Annotated in this window: 20 protein-coding genes; 2 read left to right on the top strand and 18 right to left on the bottom strand. The window is 62.3% G+C overall.

Features of this window, described 5'->3' with window-relative positions; translation table 11 throughout:
* Positions 1–16: 16 nt before the first annotated feature.
* The 8 genes from FQ705_RS23710 to FQ705_RS23675 all read right to left on the bottom strand — a co-directional run bounded on the left by FQ705_RS23710 (position 17) and on the right by FQ705_RS23675 (position 11,226).
* The gene (locus FQ705_RS23710) at positions 17–4,309 is read right to left on the bottom strand and encodes a glycosyltransferase (protein ID WP_186307979.1); all 4,293 of its coding nucleotides are present in this window, start codon (positions 4,307–4,309) and stop codon (positions 17–19) included.
* A 41-nt stretch (positions 4,310–4,350) separates the two neighbouring features.
* Positions 4,351–5,697 (bottom strand): ABC transporter ATP-binding protein, encoded by a 1,347-nt coding sequence (locus tag FQ705_RS23705; protein ID WP_144144851.1) that lies wholly within the window; start codon positions 5,695–5,697, stop codon positions 4,351–4,353.
* A complete protein-coding gene (locus FQ705_RS23700; protein WP_144144849.1) occupies positions 5,687–6,517 on the bottom strand; it encodes an ABC transporter permease in 831 nt (276 codons plus the stop codon). The genes FQ705_RS23705 and FQ705_RS23700 overlap by 11 nt, the downstream gene beginning before the upstream one ends.
* Positions 6,514–7,065 carry a dTDP-4-dehydrorhamnose 3,5-epimerase gene (gene rfbC / locus FQ705_RS23695; RefSeq protein ID WP_144144847.1) on the bottom strand — a complete coding sequence of 184 codons (552 nt, stop codon included), beginning with the start codon at positions 7,063–7,065 and terminating at the stop codon, positions 6,514–6,516. The genes FQ705_RS23700 and rfbC overlap by 4 nt, the downstream gene beginning before the upstream one ends.
* The gene (rfbA, locus tag FQ705_RS23690; RefSeq protein ID WP_144144845.1) at positions 7,062–7,940 is read right to left on the bottom strand and encodes a glucose-1-phosphate thymidylyltransferase RfbA; all 879 of its coding nucleotides are present in this window, start codon (positions 7,938–7,940) and stop codon (positions 7,062–7,064) included. The genes rfbC and rfbA overlap by 4 nt, the downstream gene beginning before the upstream one ends.
* A gap of 9 nt (positions 7,941–7,949) precedes the next feature.
* A complete protein-coding gene (gene rfbD / locus FQ705_RS23685) occupies positions 7,950–8,867 on the bottom strand; it encodes a dTDP-4-dehydrorhamnose reductase (protein ID WP_144144843.1) in 918 nt (305 codons plus the stop codon).
* The gene (rfbB, locus tag FQ705_RS23680; protein ID WP_144144841.1) at positions 8,857–9,912 is read right to left on the bottom strand and encodes a dTDP-glucose 4,6-dehydratase; all 1,056 of its coding nucleotides are present in this window, start codon (positions 9,910–9,912) and stop codon (positions 8,857–8,859) included. Before rfbB ends, rfbD begins: the two co-directional genes overlap by 11 nt.
* 402 nt (positions 9,913–10,314) lie before the next feature.
* A complete protein-coding gene (locus FQ705_RS23675) occupies positions 10,315–11,226 on the bottom strand; it encodes a GDP-mannose 4,6-dehydratase (protein ID WP_144144839.1) in 912 nt (303 codons plus the stop codon).
* A 192-nt stretch (positions 11,227–11,418) separates the two neighbouring features.
* Here FQ705_RS23675 and FQ705_RS23670 point away from each other — a divergent pair, with 192 nt between their 5' ends.
* Positions 11,419–12,291, top strand: coding sequence for a symmetrical bis(5'-nucleosyl)-tetraphosphatase (locus FQ705_RS23670; RefSeq protein ID WP_144144837.1), 873 nt, complete (start codon positions 11,419–11,421; stop codon positions 12,289–12,291).
* 123 nt (positions 12,292–12,414) lie between these two features.
* On the opposite strand, the gene FQ705_RS23665 is transcribed toward FQ705_RS23670, so the two are convergent.
* From FQ705_RS23665 to FQ705_RS23630, 8 genes are all read right to left on the bottom strand, one after another.
* Complete coding sequence (locus FQ705_RS23665) at positions 12,415–13,245, bottom strand: lysophospholipid acyltransferase family protein (protein WP_144144835.1); 831 nt, start codon at positions 13,243–13,245, stop codon at positions 12,415–12,417.
* A 37-nt stretch (positions 13,246–13,282) separates the two neighbouring features.
* Positions 13,283–14,563, bottom strand: a complete 1,281-nt coding sequence (locus FQ705_RS23660; RefSeq protein WP_144144833.1) for a dihydroorotase — start codon at positions 14,561–14,563, stop codon at positions 13,283–13,285.
* A gap of 34 nt (positions 14,564–14,597) precedes the next feature.
* Positions 14,598–15,623, bottom strand: a complete 1,026-nt coding sequence (locus FQ705_RS23655) for an aspartate carbamoyltransferase catalytic subunit (protein WP_144144831.1) — start codon at positions 15,621–15,623, stop codon at positions 14,598–14,600.
* A gap of 134 nt (positions 15,624–15,757) precedes the next feature.
* Complete coding sequence (pyrR, locus tag FQ705_RS23650; protein WP_144144829.1) at positions 15,758–16,306, bottom strand: bifunctional pyr operon transcriptional regulator/uracil phosphoribosyltransferase PyrR; 549 nt, start codon at positions 16,304–16,306, stop codon at positions 15,758–15,760.
* A complete protein-coding gene (gene ruvX, locus FQ705_RS23645; RefSeq protein ID WP_144144827.1) occupies positions 16,293–16,733 on the bottom strand; it encodes a Holliday junction resolvase RuvX in 441 nt (146 codons plus the stop codon). The genes pyrR and ruvX overlap by 14 nt, the downstream gene beginning before the upstream one ends.
* Positions 16,730–17,308: a YqgE/AlgH family protein gene (locus FQ705_RS23640; RefSeq protein WP_007178990.1), complete on the bottom strand. Its 579-nt coding sequence runs from the start codon at positions 17,306–17,308 to the stop codon at positions 16,730–16,732. Before FQ705_RS23640 ends, ruvX begins: the two co-directional genes overlap by 4 nt.
* A gap of 264 nt (positions 17,309–17,572) precedes the next feature.
* On the bottom strand, positions 17,573–18,985 hold the full coding sequence (locus tag FQ705_RS23635) for a hypothetical protein (protein WP_144144825.1): 1,413 nt from the start codon (positions 18,983–18,985) through the stop codon (positions 17,573–17,575).
* A gap of 267 nt (positions 18,986–19,252) precedes the next feature.
* Positions 19,253–19,423, bottom strand: a complete 171-nt coding sequence (locus FQ705_RS23630) for a rubredoxin (protein ID WP_006047743.1) — start codon at positions 19,421–19,423, stop codon at positions 19,253–19,255.
* A 290-nt stretch (positions 19,424–19,713) separates the two neighbouring features.
* Here FQ705_RS23630 and FQ705_RS23625 point away from each other — a divergent pair, with 290 nt between their 5' ends.
* On the top strand, positions 19,714–20,574 hold the full coding sequence (locus FQ705_RS23625) for a hydroxymethylpyrimidine/phosphomethylpyrimidine kinase (RefSeq protein ID WP_144144823.1): 861 nt from the start codon (positions 19,714–19,716) through the stop codon (positions 20,572–20,574).
* A 140-nt stretch (positions 20,575–20,714) separates the two neighbouring features.
* Here FQ705_RS23625 and groL read toward each other — a convergent pair whose 3' ends face one another.
* Positions 20,715–22,355, bottom strand: a complete 1,641-nt coding sequence (groL, locus tag FQ705_RS23620) for a chaperonin GroEL (RefSeq protein ID WP_144144821.1) — start codon at positions 22,353–22,355, stop codon at positions 20,715–20,717.
* A gap of 54 nt (positions 22,356–22,409) precedes the next feature.
* Complete coding sequence (groES, locus tag FQ705_RS23615) at positions 22,410–22,700, bottom strand: co-chaperone GroES (RefSeq protein WP_007178996.1); 291 nt, start codon at positions 22,698–22,700, stop codon at positions 22,410–22,412.
* Positions 22,701–22,714: the final 14 nt, after the last annotated feature.

Here is a 22,714-nt window from a genome sequence, read left to right as displayed (position 1 = left end):
CGCAGTCAGCCCGCGCTCAGATCGGCCACATATCTGGAGAACTCTCGTAGGCACGCGACAAGGTGTGATACGCGATGAGGTCCGCCCGGCCATTCGCCGCCAAATCGAGTCGGTATTGCCGGTCGGACACAAGCCGGTCCAACGCTTCGAACCAGGCGTTTTCGTCGTTGCGCACCAGCAACCCGGTTTCCTCGTGCCTGACGACGGAGCGATAGGATCTGACATCCGAGCAGACAGCAGCCAGCCCCAAAGCCGCGTAATCGAGGAACTTGATTCCGCTCTTGCCTGCATTGAATTCGTTGTCGATCAGAGGCGCGATGCCGATATCGAAGCGATTCTGCTCGACCAGCCACTCGGCAAACGCGGCGTAACTGCCGTTGACCCTGGCCGGAGCGTCGACGAATTCATAGATGCTCGACTTCGCGCGATCCTGCGTCACGCCGATCACCGATATTTTGACGCGGTCCCGATACTTGCTCTTCAGGCGCGCCAATGCCGGCTGGACCATCTCGAAGTCGGCGCCGTGCGTTTGCGTCCCCATATAGAGAATCGACACCGACCCGTTCGCCGGGCGCGCCGACCGCTCACTTCCGAGGTGCCAAAGGTCGCCGTCCAATGCGTTCGGCACCAGCTTCACGTGGCGACTGAACGCGGACATTTTCTGACGCAAGGCATCGGTCGAGACGTGCACATGCGCCGCCTCAGAAGCGAGCAGCCGGATACTCTGCGCGTACGCGGCATACACGTCTTTCTCAGGATGATCGCCCTCGGCAATCGAGAGCAGATCATCGTCGATGTCGTAGACAAGCCGCATATTGTTGCGGCGGCAATGCTCTACCACCGTAAGCGCATCGCCGCCGGCAAGCGCGACGCGGTGCGTATAAACCGTGTCCGCCACATAATCGCTCACGTGTTCCGGAGCCACGACCTTGACGGTCAACGGTCGCTGCGACGCAATCTTCATCAGCGGCAGCAGGATGCGGATATACGCGCATGGGCTGGCGTGCTTGCCATAAGTTTCGACCACGGCCAACACACTGGGCACGTCCGGACGGCGCAAGTCGATCGGCCGGGCGTGCTTGTCGCGCAACTCAGCTTGATATAGGCCTTCGTAGAAACCTTCCGGTGGAGCTTCACCGGCGGCCGGCGCTGCCGGCGACACGCCGCCTTCAAAGCGCCCGCGCGCCTCTGAAAAAAAGTCCAGCATCTGCCGGGCCGTGCTGTCCCATGGAACTACCCAGCTCCACTCGCGACCGCTCAACCGTTCCGGAAATGCGCCAATGGAAGGCGCGACAACCGGCACGCCGGCAGCGATCGCAGCGCTGAGCGTATAGCTATAGGTTTCCGGCCAGGTGGACGGCAGCCAGATCAGATGCGGTTCTGCCTGCGCGATCAGACTCTGAAGGTTTTCGTCGGTGTATTCGCCGGTCTCGCTGTACACGCTCGACGCAGCGATCGGGTCAACGGATCGGCCGATCAGATGAAAGTGCACAGGACGCTTTTCGCGCCTGGCCAACTCCACGCATTCCGCGACCAGTGGACCACCCTTGTGCGTGGCGAGCCACCCCAGCATGACGATGCGCAGCGGTTCGGCCGCCTCTAGCGATCGCGCGTTCACTGGAACGTGAACGATTTGCTCGTGGCCGGCAACCACCGTCCTCGCCGCCGGCCGATAACGCCGGATGCGTTGCGCCACATCGTGGCTCGGACAAATCACCCGATCGGCGTCGTCGATGACCCACGCGTGCTTCAGGCGCCACCAGTCGATGTCCTGTGCGCCATAAGACGGGCGTTTGGCTATGCACGCATTGCATCCGCCATTGGCGGGCTCTCCGCAATAGCGGCCGTCGATGGTCAGACTGACTTGCGGACAGACCGTGTAGTAGTCATGCACCGTGAAGTCATGCCCAACACCCAGTTGCTGAACGATTTGCTGAATCGAATCCGGCAAGCCGAGCAAATGATGAAAATGCACGCGCGACACGCCGAACGACTTCAGCAACTCGGTGAGAAACCGCTCATGCTGCGGCAAATCCAGAGGCAGTTCGAAGCTGTCACTTGCGCTCGCCGAACGCAGCACGATGCGGTGGGGCACGTGCTGATCCGGCGACAGGACCAGACTGTGCACATCGGGTACGAGGCTATCGGCCAGATCGAGCAGATGCTTTTCGGTGCCACCACCCAGGTGGTGGCTGATCATCAACGTGACCGGCTTGCCGCTCTGACGGAAACGCGCTGCAGTCGCTGCGATACGAAACGGCTCGGCGTCGCCTTGCGTGACGTGCTCGGCGATGCGGGTTTCGTAGTCGGGATAACGCTCGCGCAGAATCTCCATGGCTCGCGCTTTGCCCGGTGAGCTGGTATCGAGAAAACTTACCTCGCCAGCGTGGTACACCAAGGTGTCCGCCGCCAGCAGATGCGTCCAGCCGCGCGCGATGGCCCGCAGACAAAAGTCGTTTTCTTCGCCATAACCTTTGCCGAAGGTTTCTTCGTCGAACAGGCCCAACTCGTCGAGACAGGCGCGGCGAATGTACATGCAGAAGCCAACCCCCGTCGGCAATTCGACGGAACGGCCGGCATTCGCGATATAGAACGCCTGATTCAGCTCCTCGAGCGTTTCCCCCGACGGCAGCACGCGTGTGCCGTAAATGGTTGGATAACTGCAGATCGTCGCGTTGTTCGAGAACGGCGTGACCGATGCGATCTTCGAGCGGCTATAGGCGTGCCATACGAGCCGGTCAAGCCAGCCGTCGGCCACTTCGGTGTCGCTGTTCAGCAAAACGATATCGTTGGCCGGCGCCAGCTTCATGCCGCGATTGACTGTCTTCACGAAGCCGAGGTTGACCTCGTTGCGCAGCACCTGAAAGCTCGGCGTTTGCGGCAGGCTGTCGAGATAGGCGGAGACCGCGGGCTCCGGACTCGCATCGTCTATCACGATGACGCGCATCTTCGCGTCGCATCGCGCCTTGAGAACGGACTCGATGCACTTGCGCGTTTCGTCGAGACCTCGATACACCGGCAGCACGACGTCGACCGTTACGTCAGGCAACGGCGGCCGATCGACCGGCGTCACGGGAAAATAGTTCGCCTCGGGATGGCGCAGGGCGATGGCCGGCCCCACGCTCAGATGATGCTGCCGCAAAGCGAGCGACGCACGTTGACGCAAACCTCCCGTGCCCTGCTGACGCAAAATCTGCCAGGTCTTGCCCACCAGATTGCGAACTCCATGCTGACGCACGAGCCCCACCACCCCGCCTACGCGATAGCGCAGTTTTCTTGGTGCCAAACCTCCTGCGCGCCGCAACGGCGCGGTAATACGCCAACTGCTGGAGGTCCGGATTGCTTCGAGCTCGGCATCGCGCGCCAACACAACCTGATGATATTTGCCAATTTCGTTCGTGTATTCGTTGACAACGCCATTGAGCCGCGCAATTTCCTGTTCGCGCTGACCGATGACCGCGGCTTGCGCGCGATGCTGCTCATCGCGCAGTCTCGCCGCCTGGTGCAGATAGTCGATCTGCGCCTTGAGTAGATCAAATTCCTCGTCCGGCGGCATAGCCAGCGTCGACCAGCGATTGCCCGTCTGATCCGGCGATTCGGCCTGGCTTCCCAGTAGTGCTCGATGACCAGGCACCACGACCTCGATATCGCCCGCGATGAAACGTTCGCCGAGCCGATTCAAATGCGCCGGCGCCTTGCGAACCACGCAGATCGAGTTGATGAATTCGACGGAATGAATCTGGCCGAGCTCGGCTTCCGAGAGCTCGCAACCATAGTGCTTGAAGATACCTTCGAGCACCGTGCGGTTCGCTCTGGCGATACCCCAGTGTTCGTGATTGACGATATCGGCAATGCGCTTGAAAAAAGCGATCGACGAATACGGATCGTAGATCCCGCCTTCGAAAAGATCCCAATAGCTGCAATGCAAATCTTCCGCGACGAAAATCCCGCCGTCGTTGAGCTTCGAAAAATAGCGTGCAAACGAACGCACAATATCGCTCGAACGATGCGAGCCATCGTCGATCACGATGTCGAAGCGGGGCGAATGACCGAGGATTTCAGCGGCGCTCTGATCTGTATTGGCATCGCCGACGACTACCGCGACCCGCGGGTCCGCGTAGGTCAATTTGGCGCAATCGGGGTTGATATCGCAGCCGACCAGTTTCTCGGCCAGAGCGAAATACTTGGACCAGATTTCGAGCGAGCCGCCATTCTGAACGCCGATTTCCAGAAGCCGTATCGGCAACTCGCGATACGGCGCGAACAGACGATTGTATTCTTCGAGGTAAAGCGCCCATTTGTCGGACACTTTACCTTCGTGCTCTTGATAGAGTTGTTTTATTGATTTCATCATATGCAGTTCAACGTAACCCGCTCGAAGGGCACACCGACCAATCCCCAACGCACCTTGCTCGATGCGACGCTGATAATCAACGCGTCGTGAAGCAGATGATGCTGCACGTTGTTATGCACATCTCCATCAGCCACCGACGACGTGACCGAATATTGCCCATCCGGCAACATCGGTAGGCGGAATACGAATTCCGCCTCGAACGCCTGTCCGGCCGCGATACTGGCGTGCGGTAGCCCCTTGATCGCGGACGTGTTCTCCCCGAACAGATTCTGACCAAGACGATCACGAACCATGAACCCGACAATCGGCCGCTCGATCGGTTGATTCGCGCGTACCCGAACGATCGTTCGGATCAGTTCCCCGCCCCGCAAAATCCCCTCGTTATCGTCGCTCAACGATTCGATCCTGACCGTCTCAATCGTGGCGCCGCCCGTCGACCACCCTTGCGCATCCAACAGATTCGAACTAACCGAAGCCTGCGCCTCGTAATCCAGCAACGGCGCCGCGGCCCCTTCGAACATCGGCGCATCCAGTTCGATCTGCTTCGGCGTCGCCGACTTGAGAATCGCCTCTTCGCCGTAAACTTCCTGCAACGTGTACTGTAGATACGCCTCGCTCACACTCTTCGACGTACCCTTCATCCGCGTCTCACCCGCATTCAACCAGATCGCATTGCGGCACAAATTCACCACCGACTGCATATCGTGACTGACAAAAAGCAGCGTGCCGTTCTCCTGGAACGTGCGAATGAAGCGCATGCATTTCTGCGTGAACACCGCGTCGCCAACCGACAACGCCTCGTCGATCACGAGAATATCCGCATCGACGTGAGCAATCACCGCGAACGCCAGTCGCACGAACATGCCGCTCGAATACGTCTTGACCGGCTGCTCGATGTGCTCGCCGATATCTGCGAACGCCGCAATGCGATCGAAACGATCCTGCACCTGCTCACGGGTCAAGCCATAGAACGAGCCGCTTAAAAACACATTCTCGCGGCCCGTAAATTCCGGATTGAATCCTGCTCCAAGCTCCAGCAGCGCGGCGACTTTGCCGTTGACTTCGATATCGCCGTGTGTCGGCGTCAGCGTGCCGCACAGCAGTTGCAGCAGCGTCGATTTACCCGAACCGTTACGTCCGATGATCCCGACCGTCTCGCCCCGCCGAATCTCGAAGTTCGCGTCTTTAAGCGCCCAGAACTCGCGGTGATAACTCTTCGGCGCGCGCCCGAGCAGCCGCCGCAGGCGCGGAAAAATCGCCTGCTTCAGGCGGTCGCGAGGCTGGTCGTAAATATTGAAGCACTTCGACAAACCCTTTACGCGGATGGCAATCTCAGATGACATCGGAAAACCCTCTGCGCAAGCGCTGGAACAGCCAGAAACCGCCCCATGCAACCAGTGCCCCCAGGATCATGCTGATCGCCCAGCCATGAAAGGACGGCACCTTCCCGAAGATCAACGTATTCCTCGCCTGCTCGACCACCCATGTCAGGGGATTCAGATAAACCCACACGCGAAAACGCTCCGGCAACGAAGTGACCGGGTAAAAAATCGGCGTGAGAAACATCATGATCGTGGTGACCATACCGACCATCTGGCCGATATCGCGGACGAACACGCCAAACGCGGCGAGTGCCCAACTCAGTCCGATCACGCCGAACACGAACGGGATCAGGACGAACGGAAACAGCACGACGGTCCACGGCATCGTATGCCGAACCACGAGCATGGCGACGAGCAGCACGCCGCAACTCACGAGCGCATGAAACAACGCCGAGCCGAGACTCACCCAACAGAGAATCTCCAGCGGAAACACGACCTTCTTGACGTAGTTCGCATTGCCGAGCACCACGCCGGGCGCGCGAATCACGCATTCGCTAAACAGCGTGTGCATGATCAGACCGGCAAACAGAATCAGCGCAAACTCGCTGCGATCTTCGTTGCCGCCGGTTCCCCAGCGAGCCTTGAACACGACCGAAAAGACGAACGTGTAAATGACGAGCATCAGCAGCGGATTGAGAAACGACCACGCGAGACCCATGATGGAGCCGCGATACCGTCCCACCACCTCACGGGCAATAAGCTGCCTGATCAGCTGACGATGGCTGGTAATGCTGCGTACAACGCTGAGCGGCCCCGTTGAATAGGGTGCGTGTGGATTCACTGATAGACCTCGGCAGACTCGAAGCTGACTCCGGCCGCATCCTTGCCCGACAGCGCGGGCTCGCCCACGATCGGCCACTGAATACCGATCTGCGGATCGTTCCAGGCAATGCTGCGCTCGTGTTCCGCGTACCAGTAGTCGGTGGTCTTGTAGAGAAACTCGGCGTACTCCGAGATCACCACGAAGCCATGCGCGAAACCTTCCGGCACCCACAACTGCCGGTGATTGTCGGCCGACAGCGTCACCCCAACCCATTTGCCGAACGTCGGCGACTGCTTGCGCAGATCGACCGCGACATCGAACACTTCGCCCGCCACGACGCGTACCAGCTTGCCCTGCGCATGCTCGATCTGATAATGCAGACCGCGCAGCACATTGCGTGCGGAACGCGAGTGATTGTCCTGAACGAACTCACGCTTCAAGCCGGTCGCTTCCTCGAACCGGCGAGCGTTGAAGCTCTCGTAGAAAAAACCACGGTCGTCTCCGAACACTTTCGGTTCGAGGATCAGCACTTCCGGAATTTCAGTTGGGATGACATTCATACTTATTTCACTGCTTCAGAGATGATCTGCTTCAGATACTGGCCGTACCGGTTTTTGGCAAGCGGCTGCGCGAGACGCTCGACCTGCTCGGCGCTGATCCACTGGCTGCGATAGGCGATTTCTTCGGGACACGCCACCATCAGCCCCTGACGGCTTTGCAGCGTGGCGATGAAACTGGCCGCTTCCAGCAAGGAGTCGTGTGTTCCGGTATCGAGCCAGGCGTAACCGCGGCCCATGATTTCGACGTTCAACTGCGCCTGTTCGAGATAGCGCTTGTTGACGTCCGTGATTTCGAGCTCGCCGCGTGCGGACGGTTTGACGTCTGCCGCGATATCGCACACCTGGTTGTCGTAGAAATAGAGGCCTGTCACCGCATAATTCGAACGCGGCTTGAGCGGCTTCTCTTCCAGCGACATCGCGCGAAAATTACCGTCGAACTCGACCACGCCATAGCGCTCGGGATCGTGCACGTGATAGGCGAAGACCGTCGCGCCGTCGTCGGACTCCGACGCGCGCGCGAGTTGGCGCACGAGATCGTGGCCATGAAAAATGTTGTCGCCGAGAATCAGCGCGCAAGGATCGGAACCGACAAAGTCGCGTCCGATGATAAAGGCCTGCGCCAACCCGTCAGGCGAAGGTTGCACCGCGTATTGCAGGTTGAGCCCCCAGGCGCTGCCGTCGCCGAGCATCTCGGTGAAGCGCGGCGTGTCTTCCGGCGTGGAGATCACGAGGATGTCGCGAATACCCGCCAGCATCAGCGTCGACAGCGGGTAGTAAATCATCGGCTTGTCGTAGACGGGCAGCAGTTGCTTCGATACCGACCGCGTGATCGGGTAAAGACGCGTGCCGGACCCGCCGGCGAGGATAATGCCTTTACGCATGGTGGTCGCTCACGGAAGAATCTGTTCTAGCAGATGGTGCACGCCATCGCGCCAATCGGGCAGATGGATGCCGAAGGTTTGCCGCAGTTTGTGCGTGTCGAGACGGGAGTTCGCGGGACGCGGCGCGGGCAGCGGATATTCGGCGGTGCCGATTGCCTCGATGCGCGCCGGATCGACCTTCAACTCGACGCCCTGCGCCGCAGCAAATCGCAGCACCTCGGCCGCATAGCCATGCCACGAGGTTTCGCCGGCAGCGGCCAGATGATAGATACCCGCCGCGAAGGCCGCGCGATCGCCGTCCAGCCAGTGACGCGCGACGATCTGCGCCGTCACGTCCGCGATCAGCGAAGCCGTGGTGGGCGCACCGAACTGGTCGGCGATCACGCGCAGGCTGTCGCGCTCGCGACCGAGCCGCAACATGGTCTTGGCGAAGTTACCGCCATGCGCGCCCGCGACCCAGCAGGTGCGCAGCACGATAGCCGTCGCACCGCTCGCGGCAATGGCCTGCTCGCCGGCGAGCTTGCTCTTGCCGTAGACCGACTGGGGATCGACCGGATCGGTTTCGACATAGGCGCCGTCTTTGCGACCGTCGAAGACATAATCGGTCGAGTAATGCACCAGCAGGCTGCCGAGCGCCTTAGCCTCTTCGGCCAGCACGCCTGGCGCCACGCCGTTGATGGCGTACGCCGTCTCGACGTCTTTTTCCGCGGCATCCACCGCCGTGTAAGCGGCCGGATTGACGATCACATCCGGCTTGGCCTCGCGTACCACACGACGGATTTCGTCCGCGCGCGACAGATCGCACAGCGACCGGTCGAGCGCGATCACGTTGCCGAGCGGCGCCAGGCTTCGGCGCAGTTCGAAACCGACCTGGCCGTTGCTTCCGGTTACCAGAAGGGTGGGCACCGAACTCGCCTTACGATGCATATTGTTGGGCCACCCACTTGCGATACTCGCCCGACGCGACTTCATCCGACCACGCCTGATTGTCCAGATACCACTGGACCGTCTTCGCCATGCCGGTCTCGAAGGTGTCCGCCGGCTTCCAGCCGAGTTCGCGCTCGAGCTTGCGGGCGTCGATGGCATAACGACGGTCATGGCCCGGACGATCCTTCACGTACGTGATCTGATCGCGGTACGAACCCGCGGTCTTCGGACGCAACTGGTCGAGCAGATCGCACAGCGTGTGCACCACGTCGAGGTTCTTCTTCTCGTTCCAGCCGCCGACGTTGTACGTCTCGCCAGGCGTGCCGCGCGCGAGCACTTCGCGAATCGCGCTGCAGTGGTCGCCGACATAGAGCCAGTCACGCACGTTCTGACCGTCGCCATAGACCGGCAGCGGCTTGCCGCCGAGCGCATTGGCGATGATCAGCGGAATCAGCTTCTCGGGGAACTGATACGGACCATAGTTGTTCGAGCAGTTGGTCGTCAGCACCGGCAAGCCGTACGTGTGATGGTAGGCGCGCACGAGGTGGTCGGACCCGGCCTTGGTCGCCGAATACGGGCTATTCGGTGCGTAAGGCGTGGTTTCGGAGAATTGCGGATCGGTGGCGGACAGCGAGCCGAACACTTCGTCGGTCGAGACGTGCAGGAAGCGGAAGGCCGCCTTGTCCGTCTCGGCCAGCGTGTTCCAGTACTGGCGCGTGGCTTCGAGCAAGGTAAAAGTGCCGACCACGTTGGTTTGCACGAAATCGGCCGGGCCGTGAATCGAACGGTCGACATGGCTCTCGGCAGCAAAGTGCAGCACGGCGCGCGGCTTGTGCTCGGCGAACAGCGCGTCGAGCGCGGTACGGTCGCAGATATCGACCTGCGCGAATACATGCCTGGAATTGCCCTGCAGCGATTTCAGCGTACCCAGGTTGCCCGCGTAGGTCAGCTTGTCGACGTTGAGCACTGCTTCGTCCGACGCATTCAGCCAGTCGAGCACGAAATTGGCGCCGATAAAGCCGGCACCGCCCGTTACCAGGATCATGAAATTCCCTTCTAGATGTTAGTGGCGGATCGCAATGACATTGCCGATCCACTACCCCGTGTTGTGGTTTTCGAGTCTTGTCGACATCCGGCGCAACCGCGTGCAAAGCAGGCAGGCGCTCAAACGCCAATCTTATGAAGCCCCGATTATAAAGCCGCCAAGGGCAAAAACTAGAACCCTAACAACTTGAAACAGCTTGACAAGTTTGGTTTCCATTGCACTGGCGACAGTCAATCGCAAGGTCCGTGGAGCGGATCTGATATCGGTAGACGCGACCGCTCCGCCATTCGCGAACAATGGTGGAGCGAATCAATTGATGGAAATTCGCAGCGGAGAAAGATAATGCCGCGAATGCGGCACCAGATTACGATAAATACCCGCAAATGCCGGCACTCGACGCCTTCAGGCGGCCAACATCCATTTAAGCGTATTCATGAACGGAATCGGCTCGACCTTAGGGACCAGCGCATGCAACTTGGCGGGCGACCCTGCCAGCATCTTGACGTCGGTTTGACGCACGAAAGCCAGATTGATCCGGACGTCGATCTCGTGCCCGGTCAGTTCGCTCGCCGCCGAGAGGATCTCGCGCAGCGTGTAAGGCGTGCCGGTACAGACATTGACGGTTTCCGACGCGGCCCCGGAGTCGAGCAGTGCTTCATAAGCACTCGCCACATACCGCACGTCCGAGAAATCGCGCGCCACGTCGATATTGCCCAATTCGATCGACGCTTCGCGCCGCGCGAAATGCTCGACGATCTTCGGCACGAGGAAGTTCGACGCCTGGCCACGGCCCGTGTAGTTGAACGGCCGCACGATCAGGATCGGCAGACGGTCGAACCAGGTCCGCACCATGGTTTCCATCGCCGCCTTGCTGGCCGCGTAGTGATTGACCGGCGTGAGCGGAAACGTCTCGTCGATCGCGCGGCTGGTTACATTGCCATACACATTCGCGCTGCTCGCGATCAACAGCTTGCGCGGCGTGTGGCCGACGGCCTCGCACGCCTCCAGCAGGTTCAAAGTGCCGAGTACGTTGACGCGGTAGAAGTCGAGCGGGTCGTTATGACCGACAAAGCTGATCGCAGCGAGGTGAACGATGTAGTCGGGCCGCACGGCTTCGATCACGCGCCGGCAGTCGGCCGGCGACGTGATGTCGAGGCGCAACCGCGTGGGTGTTTCGGCCTCGTCGCGGCCCGCCACCGTCTCGATCACGGTATGGCCACGGCCCAGCAGGTTCTCGACCAGATAGCGGCCCGTAAAGCCGCTCGCCCCGGTGACGAGTGTGCGGATAGGTTGCTTCGCATGAAAAGACGACATGCTTTCTCCGTTCACGTAAGTCATCGTGTTGTGTCGCAATATCGCGCGCTTGCCACGCTCAATCGCGCCCGGCGGCGCAGCGCGCGATATCCGTGCTTCAAACGGGCTATTATGTCACGCTAGCATGCTGCACCGCCCAACGCGGCACGTCTCATGCGTAACCGCGTGTATCAAACTGCACCGACTTCCTCGATGACACCCTCCAACACTGCCAGCGCCACGTCCCGCCCTGTTCCCCTTGCCTTCGGCGACCTGCAGGGCTGCCGCACACCGTTCCAGCAACTGCTGGCCAAAGCCGCGCCATCGGCCGACACGCCACTCTGGTTCGCCGGCGACCTGATCAACCGGGGCGCCGAATCGCTCGCCACGCTGCGCGACATCATCGCGCTCGGCGAGCGTGCGGTGCCGGTGCTCGGCAATCACGATCTGCATCTGCTGTCGGTGTCGGCGGGGATTCGCAAGTCGAAGAAAGGCGACACGATCGACGAAATCCTCGCCGCGCCCGACGCCGACGATCTGCTCGACTGGGTTCGGCATCGTCCGCTCGCGCACTTCGACAACGGCATGCTGATGGTTCATGCGGGCGTGCTGCCGCAATGGGATGCGAGTCTCACGATGGAACTCGCCGACGAATTGCAGCGGGCGCTGCGCGCGCCGAACTGGAAGGACACGCTGGCGGGTTTGTATGGCAACGAGCCGAATCGCTGGAAGCCCAATTTGAAGGGGATCGAGCGGCTGCGTCTGACCTGCAGCGCGTTGACGCGCATCCGCTTCTGCGACGCCGAAGGCGCGATGGATTTCAGCAGCAGTGGCGGCCTGAACGCCGCGCCGCCAGGCTGCGTGCCGTGGTTCGACGTGGCTTCGCGCAAGACCTCCGACGTAACGGTGGTGTTCGGTCATTGGGCCGCGCTCGGTTTGACCTTGCGCGACAATCTGATCGGACTCGACTCGGGCTGCGTGTGGGGCGAGCGATTGTCGGCCGTGCGCCTCGCGCCGAATCCGGCTGAACGCACGCTGACGCAGGTCGATTGTGAAAGCTGCCGCGCACCCGGCGGCGGCAACTAGAACGGGCAGAACCGGCGCGACTCGAAAACGATCAGCGCGCTTCGAGCCGGCCCGGAAACTATGGCCACGCACTATGGCCACAAGCGCATCACGATGCGAGTCGCCAGCGCCTGAGCCCACGGGCTACGCCGAACGGCCCGAGTGATCGACAGGCTCGATCAGCGCCCCCGTCGTCGCTGCCGACACGGCCTCTTGCGCAGCCACCGCGGCAGTCGCCCGGCCGCCCTGCATCTGCCGCAGCGCAGCAGCAATCACCCCTTCCGCCTCCGCCGCCAACGTGCGCCGGTCCGCGCCCGGCGCAAGCGGCGCGCCCACGTGGACATGCGCCGTCAACGGGCCGCCTTGCAGCAGCAGATTCAGCGAATCGGCGAGCGACAGGTCGTCGATATAAGCCGGCGCGGTGGATTGCCGCCCCTGGCCGTCCTCATACATGATGCACAGCGGCTGCACCGGCACGGACGCCGACACGGCCGCCTGGAACATATTCGCGTGAAACGGCAGCAGTGTGAGTCCGCTGGACGTCGTGCCCTCGGGGAACACGCACATCAGTTCGCCCGCACTCAGGCGCCCGGACAGTTCATGCATGATCCGCTTCGCGTCGCTGCGCTTCTCGCGCTGGATGAACACCGTATCGAGTTGCTGCGCGAGCCAGCCGACTATCGGCCATTGCCGGATCTCCGCCTTCGAAACGAACGGTGTCGGCCGCCACGCATTGATCACGTAGATGTCGATCCACGAGATGTGATTGGCGACCACCAGCGCGCCGCGATCGAGGCGTGCGCTGTCGTTATGAACGACGAGCCGCATGCCGCACAGCCGCAGCATTTTCAGCGACCACTCGCGATTCAGCGTTTGACGCTGCTGCACGCTGGCGCGTGGAAACCGCGTCGCGACGGTCCACATGCCGTGCAACAGATGCGCGAGGAGACGGGCCTTGCGTAAGGCGAGCTTCATGGTCGGTGCGTTCCGTATCTGAGCGATGCCGCGGCGATTAGCGCTGTTCGAAAGCGACGTGACCGGACACGATCGTCGCCCGCACTTGCGCCGGCAGTTCGTAGCCGAGGAACGGCGTGTTGTGCCCCTGGCTCTTCAGCGCGCGCGGCTCGACGCGCCAGTGCGCGTGACGATCGAACACACAGAGATCGGCCGCGCCACCCACGGCGAGGCGACCCGCCACTTCGAGATTCAACACATCGGCCGGCGCGGTGGTGATGCGGCTCAGCGCCTTGGCGAGCGGCACACCGGCTTCGTCGGCCCATTTCACGGTCAGCGAAAGGAACAGCTCCAGGCCCGTTGCACCCGGCGTGGCTTCGGCAAACGGCAGCAGCTTTTCGTCGTCGTCGACCGGTGTGTGGTCGGAGCAGATCGCGTCGATCGTACCGTCGACGAGACCCGCGCGGATCGCCTCGCGATCGCGCTGTTGACGCAGCGGCGGATCGAGCCGGAACTGCGCATCGAAGTAACCGATGTCCAGATCGATCAGATGGACGTGATTGATGGTGACGTCGCACGAAACCGGCAGGCCTTCGGTCTTGGCCGCGCGCATCAGCGCGATGCCCGCCGCCGACGACAGATGCGACAGATGCACCCGCGCGCCCGTGACGCGCACGAGTTCGAAGATCGTATGCAGCGCGATGGTTTCCGCCGACACGGGCACGCCCGACAGACCGAGACGCGAGGCCAGCGCGCCGCTCGCGGCCACCCCGCCCTTGCCGAGATACGCATCCACCGGACGCAGCCACGTCGTGTAGCCGTAGGTTCTCGCGTATTGCAGCGCGCGCATCAGCACCTGCGTGTCGACCACCGGCACATCGGCCTGCGAAAAGCCGATGCAACCCGACTCCGTCAGCTCGACCATCTCGGTGATGACCTGACCTTTGAGGCCGACCGTCAACGCGCCGAGCGGATATACGTGCGCCTGGTTCAGATTGCGCGCGCGGAACTTGAGCATCTCGACGAGGCCCGGTTCGTCGAGAGTCGGATCGGTGTCCGGCGGACATACGAGGCTCGTCACGCCGCCCGCGAGCGCCGCGGCCATTTCGGATTCGAGCGTCGCCTTGTGTTCGTAGCCCGGTTCGCGTAAACGCGCGGACAGATCGACCAGACCCGGCGCGATGTGCAAGCCCTTGGCGTCGATCGTCTTCTCTGCGTGGAAGTCGGCCGGCGCATGGCCGATGGCGGCGAACTTGCCCGCCGCGATAAAAACGTCCTGCTGCTGTTCGGTGCCCGCTACCGGATCGATCAGCGTGCCGCCTTGAATATGAATCTTCATGCGCTGCCTTTTGTTTAACCTGTACTCGACGGGATCAGTCGTGATTGCCCGCGACGATACCCATCACCGCCATGCGCACCGCGATGCCGAATGTCACCTGATTCAGAATCACCGATTGCGGACCGTCGGCCACTTGCGAGTCGATTTCGACGCCGCGATTCATCGGGCCCGGATGCATCACGATCGCGTCGGGCGCGGCGAGCGCGAGGCGCTCCGGCGTCAAGCCCCAGCTCTTGAAGTACTCCTGCGCCGAGGGCAGCAGCGCACCGCTCATCCGCTCGTTCTGCAGACGCAGCATGATGATCACGTCGACGTCCTTCAGGCCTTCGTCGAGATTGTGGAACACCCGCACGCCCATCTGTTCGAGGCCGCCCGGCAGCAGCGTGCGCGGACCGATCGCGCGCACTTCCGGCACACCGAGCGTGGTCAGCGCGTGGATATCGGAACGCGCCACCCGCGAATGCAGAATGTCGCCGACGATCGCCACACGCAGATTCGTGAAATCTTTCTTGTAGTGGCGGATCGTGTACATGTCGAGCAGCCCCTGTGTGGGGTGGGCGTGACGGCCGTCGCCAGCGTTGATCACGTGCACGTGCGGCGCGCAATGCTGGGCGATCAGATACGGCGCGCCGCTCGAGGCGTGACGCACGACGAACATGTCGGCATGCATCGCCGAAAGGTTGTTGATCGTGTCGAGCAGCGACTCGCCCTTGCTCGTGGACGATGCGTTGATATTCAGATTCAGCACATCGGCCGACAGACGCGTGGCAGCGATTTCGAAGGTGGTACGCGTGCGCGTCGAGTTCTCGAAGAACAGATTGAACACCGACTTGCCGCGCAACAGCGGCACCTTTTTCACTTCGCGATCGGTCACGCTGACGAACTGATCGGCGGTGTCGAGAATGTGATTGACGATCGCCTTCGGCAAACCTTCGATCGACAGCAGATGTTTGAGCTCGCCGTTTTTCGTGAGCTGCGGGTTGCCCTTCAGGAAGCCGTAACGGAAGCGCTCGGTGGCGCTATCGGCGGAATCCTTGGGAGCCGGGGTGGCGGTGTTCATGGTGTACCTGCTTCAAATACGGGCTTCAACGTGATCGATGTCGATGCTGACCGCGTGCTACGGTGCCGGGCCGACAGGCCCTGGCTCACGCACGCACGCACCCACGCACCCACGCACGCTTGCTTGCGCCGCGTTCAATCGACCCGTGCTTCAGTGTGAAAAGTGAACCGCGCCGGCGCGCCGCCTGCTTCAGCGCCTTGCTCGCGAGCCAGCACGAGCGTGGCGTCCGCAGGCACGGTCACCATGCCGCCGACGAAGCGCGCCGCCACCGGCAACTCGCGTCCGCCGCGATCCGCGAGCACGGCCAGGTCCACCGCGGCTGGGCGGCCATAGTCGTACAACTCGTTCACCGCCGCGCGAATCGTGCGGCCGGTGTACAGCACGTCGTCCACCAGCACGATGCGGCGACCGTCGACGGAAAACGGCAGCGAGGTCGGGCTCGCTTGCGAGTGCAGGCCTTTCTTCGCGTAGTCGTCGCGATGCAAGGCGACGTTGACCACGCCGAAACTCGGCAGATTCAGATCGTGCGCGAGCCGTTCGGCGAGCCACGCGCCGCCGCTATGAATGCCGGCCAGCACCGCGCCTTCGGCGTCGCTCCGGCCCGCGCCGAGCTGGTCGCCATAGGCCGCGCGAATCTGGTCGAGCAACGCGCGATACAACGCTTCGGCGTCAATGGAACTCATGATCGTCGGACAGTCCGTCAAAGTATTGCTGGAGGATGATGCTGGCGGCTTCGGCGTCGAGCATATCGGCGCGGCCGTTACCGGCGCGGATTTCCGCCTTCGCCTCGACCGACGAATAACGCTCGTCGATCCACGTGACCGGCAGATTGAAGCGGCCATTCAGCTGATTGCCGAAGCGCTTTGCGAGTTGGGTCATCTCATGCGGCGTGCCGTCGGGATGCATCGGCAAGCCGACGACCAGCATGTCCGGCTTCCATTCCGCGATCAGTTTGCCGATCGCCTCGAAGCGATATTCGCGGCTGCGGTTCTGCACGATGACGAGCGGCCGCGCGCTGCGGGTCAGCGAATTGCCAACCGCCACGCCGATGCGTTTTTCACCATAGTCGAACGCAAGCAGCGTCGCCTCACGTCCGGCCGGCAGGCTCATGCGTGACCCGCCTCGCCCGAGAGCATCGACAGGTTGATGCCGAGCAACGCGAGTGCGGCTTCGAGACGTTCTTCAGCGGGCACGTCGAAGACGATTTTCGGATCGGCTTCGACCGTCAGCCAGCCGTTCTTGGAGATTTCTTCCTCGAGCTGGCCTGCGCCCCAGCCGGCATGGCCGAGCGTGAGCAGGAAACGCTCCGGACCCGTGCCGCTTGCGACGGCTTCGAGCACGTCTTTCGACGTGGTCATCTCGAGACCGCCCGGCACCGACATGGACGAGGTGTACGCATTGCCGTCTTTCGGATCGTGCAACACGAAGCCGCGCTCGGTTTGCACCGGGCCGCCGAAATAGACGGGCACATGGAGAAGGGGTTCGATCTCGAGCTTGAGATCGATGCGACTGAAGAGCGCTTGCAGGTCGATATCGGTCGGCCGGTTGATGACGAGGCCGAGCGCGCCGCGCTCACTGTGATCGCAAAGGTAGACCACCGTTCCCGAAAACGTCGGATCGGCCATGTTGGGCATGGCGATCAGGAACTGGTTGGTCAGATTGATGCGATCGGTACTCTTGGACATAGTTCGGATTTTAGCAAAGACGATGCAGGATGGCGGGCTTTGAGCGTGGAACCGCGACGCGTGCCAATGAAGCGTGCCGCGAGCCATCGACGGCGAATCAAGTTGCACTCTATCACGCACGCGAGCCCTCGCCATGACGCAGGTTGGCGGCACTTTGGGGCACGCATCCGCCGTGCCAGCGGGTGGCGTGGCAGACCATATCGTCCAGCGCACGCCGCCGTGGGTGATCGCTGCGGATCTGCGGCGGTAAGCGCCGTAGGCGAATTACGCGCCACCCTGTTCGATGGCGCGCCGCAACGCGGTCAATGCGGCATTGCCGCCCGCCGGCGCGACACCCGCGGCGACTTTGTGCAGCGCCGCGCGCAATGCCTCGGCGGCCTGTTCCAGCGTGCTCGCCGCCGGTGCACCAACGACCACGTGCGCGCGAACCGCCGGCGTCGAGACCGCGGCATGTGCGCGCCGCCGCCACGCGAGCCCGAGTGCATCGGCCAGCAGCGCCACCTGGCCGAGGCCCAATGCGCAGGCAGCCGAGCCGAGCCGATAGGCGGCGTCGCCGGCCTGCAGCGCTTCGCTTGGGTCGGCTTTCTCCGGCTGGTCGGCTGCGCGGGCGTGGTCGGTCAGCGCGGAGATCGACGTATCCGCGGTCTGCAGAAAATCTTCGTAGGCATTGGCGTTGACCGTCAGCGCGCCCAATTCCCGCGTCAATGAACTGTGCATGGCGGTGAAGGACTGCACTTGCGTCGCGCTCTTCTCCCACAACATTTCGGATGCCTGGGTGCCGGCGACATGCCAGTCGACGGTCAAGCCGTAATCGTGCAGGACTTCGACCTGGTCTGCGTCTTCCGCGGCTGCACCGAATAGCGCGTAGTCGCGCCACAGCAGCGCCAAGGTCGCGCGCACCAGCGAGCGCGGCGCAAGCTCGATGCCGCGCGCGTGATCGGCCAGCGCCAGATTGCAGCGTGCATAGAAGCGTCGCGCATCGGTCTCGCCGGTGGCGCGGCCGCTGACCCGCAGCGCCTTGCCGCAGGCTCGGGCGAGGCGCCAGAAGTCGTACGGATCGGGGCCCGCGAGTTCGCCGAACACCGCGTCGAGTTCGTCGAGCGCCGCGTTGGTGACGGCCAGCGCGACCGCGCTGCCGGTCGCGGCTTGCGAGCGCAACACGGGCAGCAGCGCACGCTCGTAGCGGGCCCGTAAATGCGCGAGCTGGTCGGCCGATTGCGCGTGCAACGTTACCGGCGGCACCGGGCGTGCGGTCAACGCGAGATCTTCGAAGGCGACGGTCGTGCCGGGCGTGTGCTCCGACAGATGCGTGCAGAGTGCCCGGTAGTGATTGAACAGCGTGGGCGAGCAGGACAGTTCGCGCAGATTGTGACGCTCGAGCGCCGCGCGGAAATCGCGCAGGGACGCGCCGATCAGCGGTCGTACGTGTTGCGCGTCGGCGGGATCGTCCGAGGCGAGCGGCGAAACGCGCACGAGCGCGTCGGCCAGGCGTTGCGCGCTCAGCCAGCCGGCTCCGCGCAACGCGTGAGACGCGCGCAGCAAGGCCGCGGTGCAATCCTCGTGCTGCTCGAACGCCAGCGACGCCTCGGCCAGCGCAAGTTCCGCGGGACGAACCGCGCCGCCGCGTGGATTTGGCAAGGCGTCGAAGGAAACGGGTGCAGCGGATCGAAGAGTCATGGGCAGGAGACACGAAGCTGACGGGCCGTCGCTTCGCACCGCACGCAGACCGACTGGCTAACGCGCGAACCGGCGACAGAACAATGACAGACTATCGCTGCGACACGGTACGAGCGTGGACGTTCCGCGCCGAAGCGTTGAGACAGCATTCCAGAAGAGCCAGATGGGTGCGATACGGCATGAGCCGGCGCCGAAACACTGCGCCGCCCGCGCGCCGCCAACCCCCGACTCCTGATGCGACCGGCCAAGGCCGGCTGTCACCTGGAATCAGATCTGGACCATCTCGAAGTCTTCCTTGCGCGCGCCGCATTCCGGGCAGGTCCAGTTAATGGGAACGTCTTCCCAGCGGGTGCCCGGCGCAATGCCTTCGTCCGGCAAACCGGCTTCTTCGTCGTAAATCCAGCCGCAAATCAGGCACATCCAGCTTTGATATTCCATTCTTGTGTCGCGTCGTAGAATCCGTGGAAACGGGAGCCATGATGGTACCGTGTTGCCGCCCCAATGCCTAGCAATCAGAAAGGAGGAAGGCTCGCGTACGGTGCCCTGTGACGCAATGCCCAGCGTGCGCCGACACAGTCATCGCGACACCGTGCCGCGCGCAGGCGAGCACGTCGTCGCCGCGATGCAGCCAAGGATGCGAAAAAACGCCCTCGCGACGGTTTAGGCCGCATAATTGAGCCGATTGCGCACTCTCTGCGCCTAAATTCAGCTCCTTTTAGCCAATTTTCATGCCCAGCGACACGCCTCCGATTGTCCTCACCTTCGGCCTCTCCGATCCCACCGGCGGCTCCGGCCTGCAGGCCGACCTGATGACCCTTGCCAGCATGGGCTGTCACGGCGTCTCCGTCCTCACCGGCTACACCGTGCGCGATTCGGCGAGCTGTGACGAGGTGACCGGGCTCGACCCGGAAGTGGTGGCGACCCAGGCGCGCATGCTGCTCGAAGACATGCCAATCGCGGCGTTCAAAGTCGGCGCGTGCACTCGCGCTGAGGTCGTCAGCGCGATCGCCGAAGTGGTGGCGGACTACGACGACATCCCCCTGATTCTCGCCCCCGACTTCACGCTCGACGACGAACACGTGCTCGCCGCCGACGAACTGCGCGAGGCGATCGCCGACCTGCTGGCGCCGCAGACCACGCTGCTGGTCGCCGACGCCACCACGCTGCTCGCGCTTGCCCAGCCGGACGGCGACGCCGAAGCGCCGAGCCTCGACGCAGCGATCTCGCATCTGCTCTCGCAGGGCTGCGAATACATTATGTCGACGGAAACGGGGACGCACCGCCACGTCAACACGCTTTTCAGCGAAGACGGCCAATTACGCCAGGACATGTGGGATCGCGGCAGTCACCGGATCATGGGATTGACGGATACCCTGGGCGCCGCGATTGCCGCGTTGCTGGCCAACGGCCAGGACCCTGCCGAGGCCGTGCGCGAGGCGCAGGAGTATCTGTATCAGGCCGTGCGCGCCGCGTTTCGCCCCGGCATGGGCGCGTATCTGCCCGATCGTTTTTTCTGGGCGCGCAGCAGCGACGACGAAACGCCGCCGGCCGCCGGCAAAGATGCTGCGCCGGGGGAAGCGCGGCATTGAACGCCGTTAGCGCCGCGATCGACGCGCGGCGCCCATAAAAAAACCCGCATTTCTGCGGGTTTTTTCTTTTGGGAAGCACACCTCGCGGCGCGCTTCCCCATGTGTTTCCCACTGAGCCTCGTAACGAGGCCCAAGCGGAATTACATGTCCATGCCCATACCGCCCATGCCGCCGGGCATACCGCCGCCCATCGGTGCATCTTCCTTCGGCAGTTCGCAAACAGCTGCGTCGGTCGTCAGCAGGAGACCCGCAACCGAAGCTGCGTTTTGCAGCGCCGTGCGCGTCACCTTCGTCGGGTCGACAACACCAGCGTCGACCAGGTCGACGTACTCGCCGGTTGCTGCGTTGTAGCCGTAGTTGCCCGTGCCTGCTGCAACTGCTGCCACCACGACGCTGGCTTCTTCGCCACCGTTCGTGACGATCTGGCGCAGCGGCTCTTCCATCGCGCGCAGCACGATCTTGATACCTGCGTCCTGATCGGCGTTAGCGCCCTTCAGGCCAGCGATTGCCGTGCGAGCGCGGATCAGCGCAACACCGCCACCAGCGACGATGCCTTCTTCCACAGCTGCGCGCGTTGCGTGCAGTGCGTCTTCGACACGTGCCTTCTTTTCCTTCATTTCGATTTCGGTCGCAGCGCCAACCTTGATCACTGCAACGCCGCCTGCCAGCTTGGCAACGCGTTCTTGCAGCTTTTCACGGTCGTAGTCCGACGTAGCTTCTTCGATTTGCGTGCGAACCTGCTTCACACGCGCTTCGATGGTTGCAGCTTCGCCAGCGCCGTCGATGATCGTCGTGTTTTCCTTGCCCACTTCGATACGCTTCGCTTGACCCAGTTCAGCCAGCGTTGCCTTTTCGAGCGTCAGGCCGGTTTCTTCAGCGATGACTTGACCGCCGGTCAGGATCGCGATGTCTTCCAGCATGGCCTTACGACGGTCGCCGAAGCCCGGAGCCTTGACGGCAACAGTCTTCAGGATGCCGCGGATGTTGTTCACCACCAGCGTTGCCAGTGCTTCGCCTTCGACGTCTTCTGCGATGATCAGCAGCGGACGGCCAGCCTTGGCGACTTGTTCCAGTACCGGGAGGAGGTCACGAATGTTCGAAACCTTCTTGTCGTGCAGCAGCACGAACGGGTTCTCGAGCACAGCAACTTGCTTGTCCGGGTTGTTGATGAAGTACGGCGACAGGTAACCGCGGTCGAATTGCATACCTTCGACGACGTCGAGCTCGTCTTGCAGCGACTTGCCGTCTTCGACGGTGATGACGCCTTCCTTGCCGACCTTGTCCATTGCTTCAGCGATACGATCGCCGATCGACGAGTCGCTGTTTGCCGAAATCGAGCCAACTTGCGCGATTTCCTTGTTGGTCGTGCACGGCTTGCTGATCTTGCGCAGTTCTTCGATCGCTGCGAACACAGCCTTGTCGATACCGCGCTTCAGGTCCATCGGGTTCATGCCCGATGCAACGTACTTCATGCCTTCGCGGACGATCGACTGAGCCAGAACCGTTGCGGTCGTGGTGCCGTCACCTGCGTTGTCGCTGGTCTTGGAAGCGACTTCCTTGACCATTTGCGCGCCCATGTTCTGGAGCTTGTCTTTCAGTTCGATCTCTTTTGCGACCGAGACACCATCCTTGGTGACCGTCGGGCCGCCGAAGCTGCGTTCCAGGACCACGTTGCGGCCCTTCGGACCGAGCGTGACCTTCACAGCGTTCGCGAGGATGTTCACGCCTTCAACCATCTTGGCACGGGCGGAATCACCGAATACGACGTCTTTAGCTGCCATCTTCTAACTCCTTGAATTCTTGGGATATGACCGGGAAAAGTAGCGACTCAGCGCTTACTTCTGCACCACGGCCATGATGTCTTCTTCACGCATCACGAGCAGTTCGTTGCCGTCGACCTTGACGGTCTGGCCTGCGTACTTGCCGAACAGGACGCGGTCGCCAACCTTCACGTCGAGCGCGATCTGTGCGCCCTTGTCGTCACGCTTGCCCGGGCCGACTGCGAGGATTTCGCCTTGATCCGGCTTTTCCGCTGCGGCTTCGGGGATCACGATGCCCGACGCAGTCTTGGTTTCTTGATCCAGACGTTTGACGATCACGCGATCATGCAAAGGACGAAGGTTCATACATACTCCTCTCT

It is taken from the genome of Paraburkholderia sp. BCC1884, from assembly GCF_900996225.1.
Taxonomy (GTDB): Bacteria; Pseudomonadota; Gammaproteobacteria; order Burkholderiales; family Burkholderiaceae; genus Paraburkholderia.
Note: the sequence above shows the minus strand (reverse complement) of the source record. Positions and strands in the feature narration are given on the sequence as shown.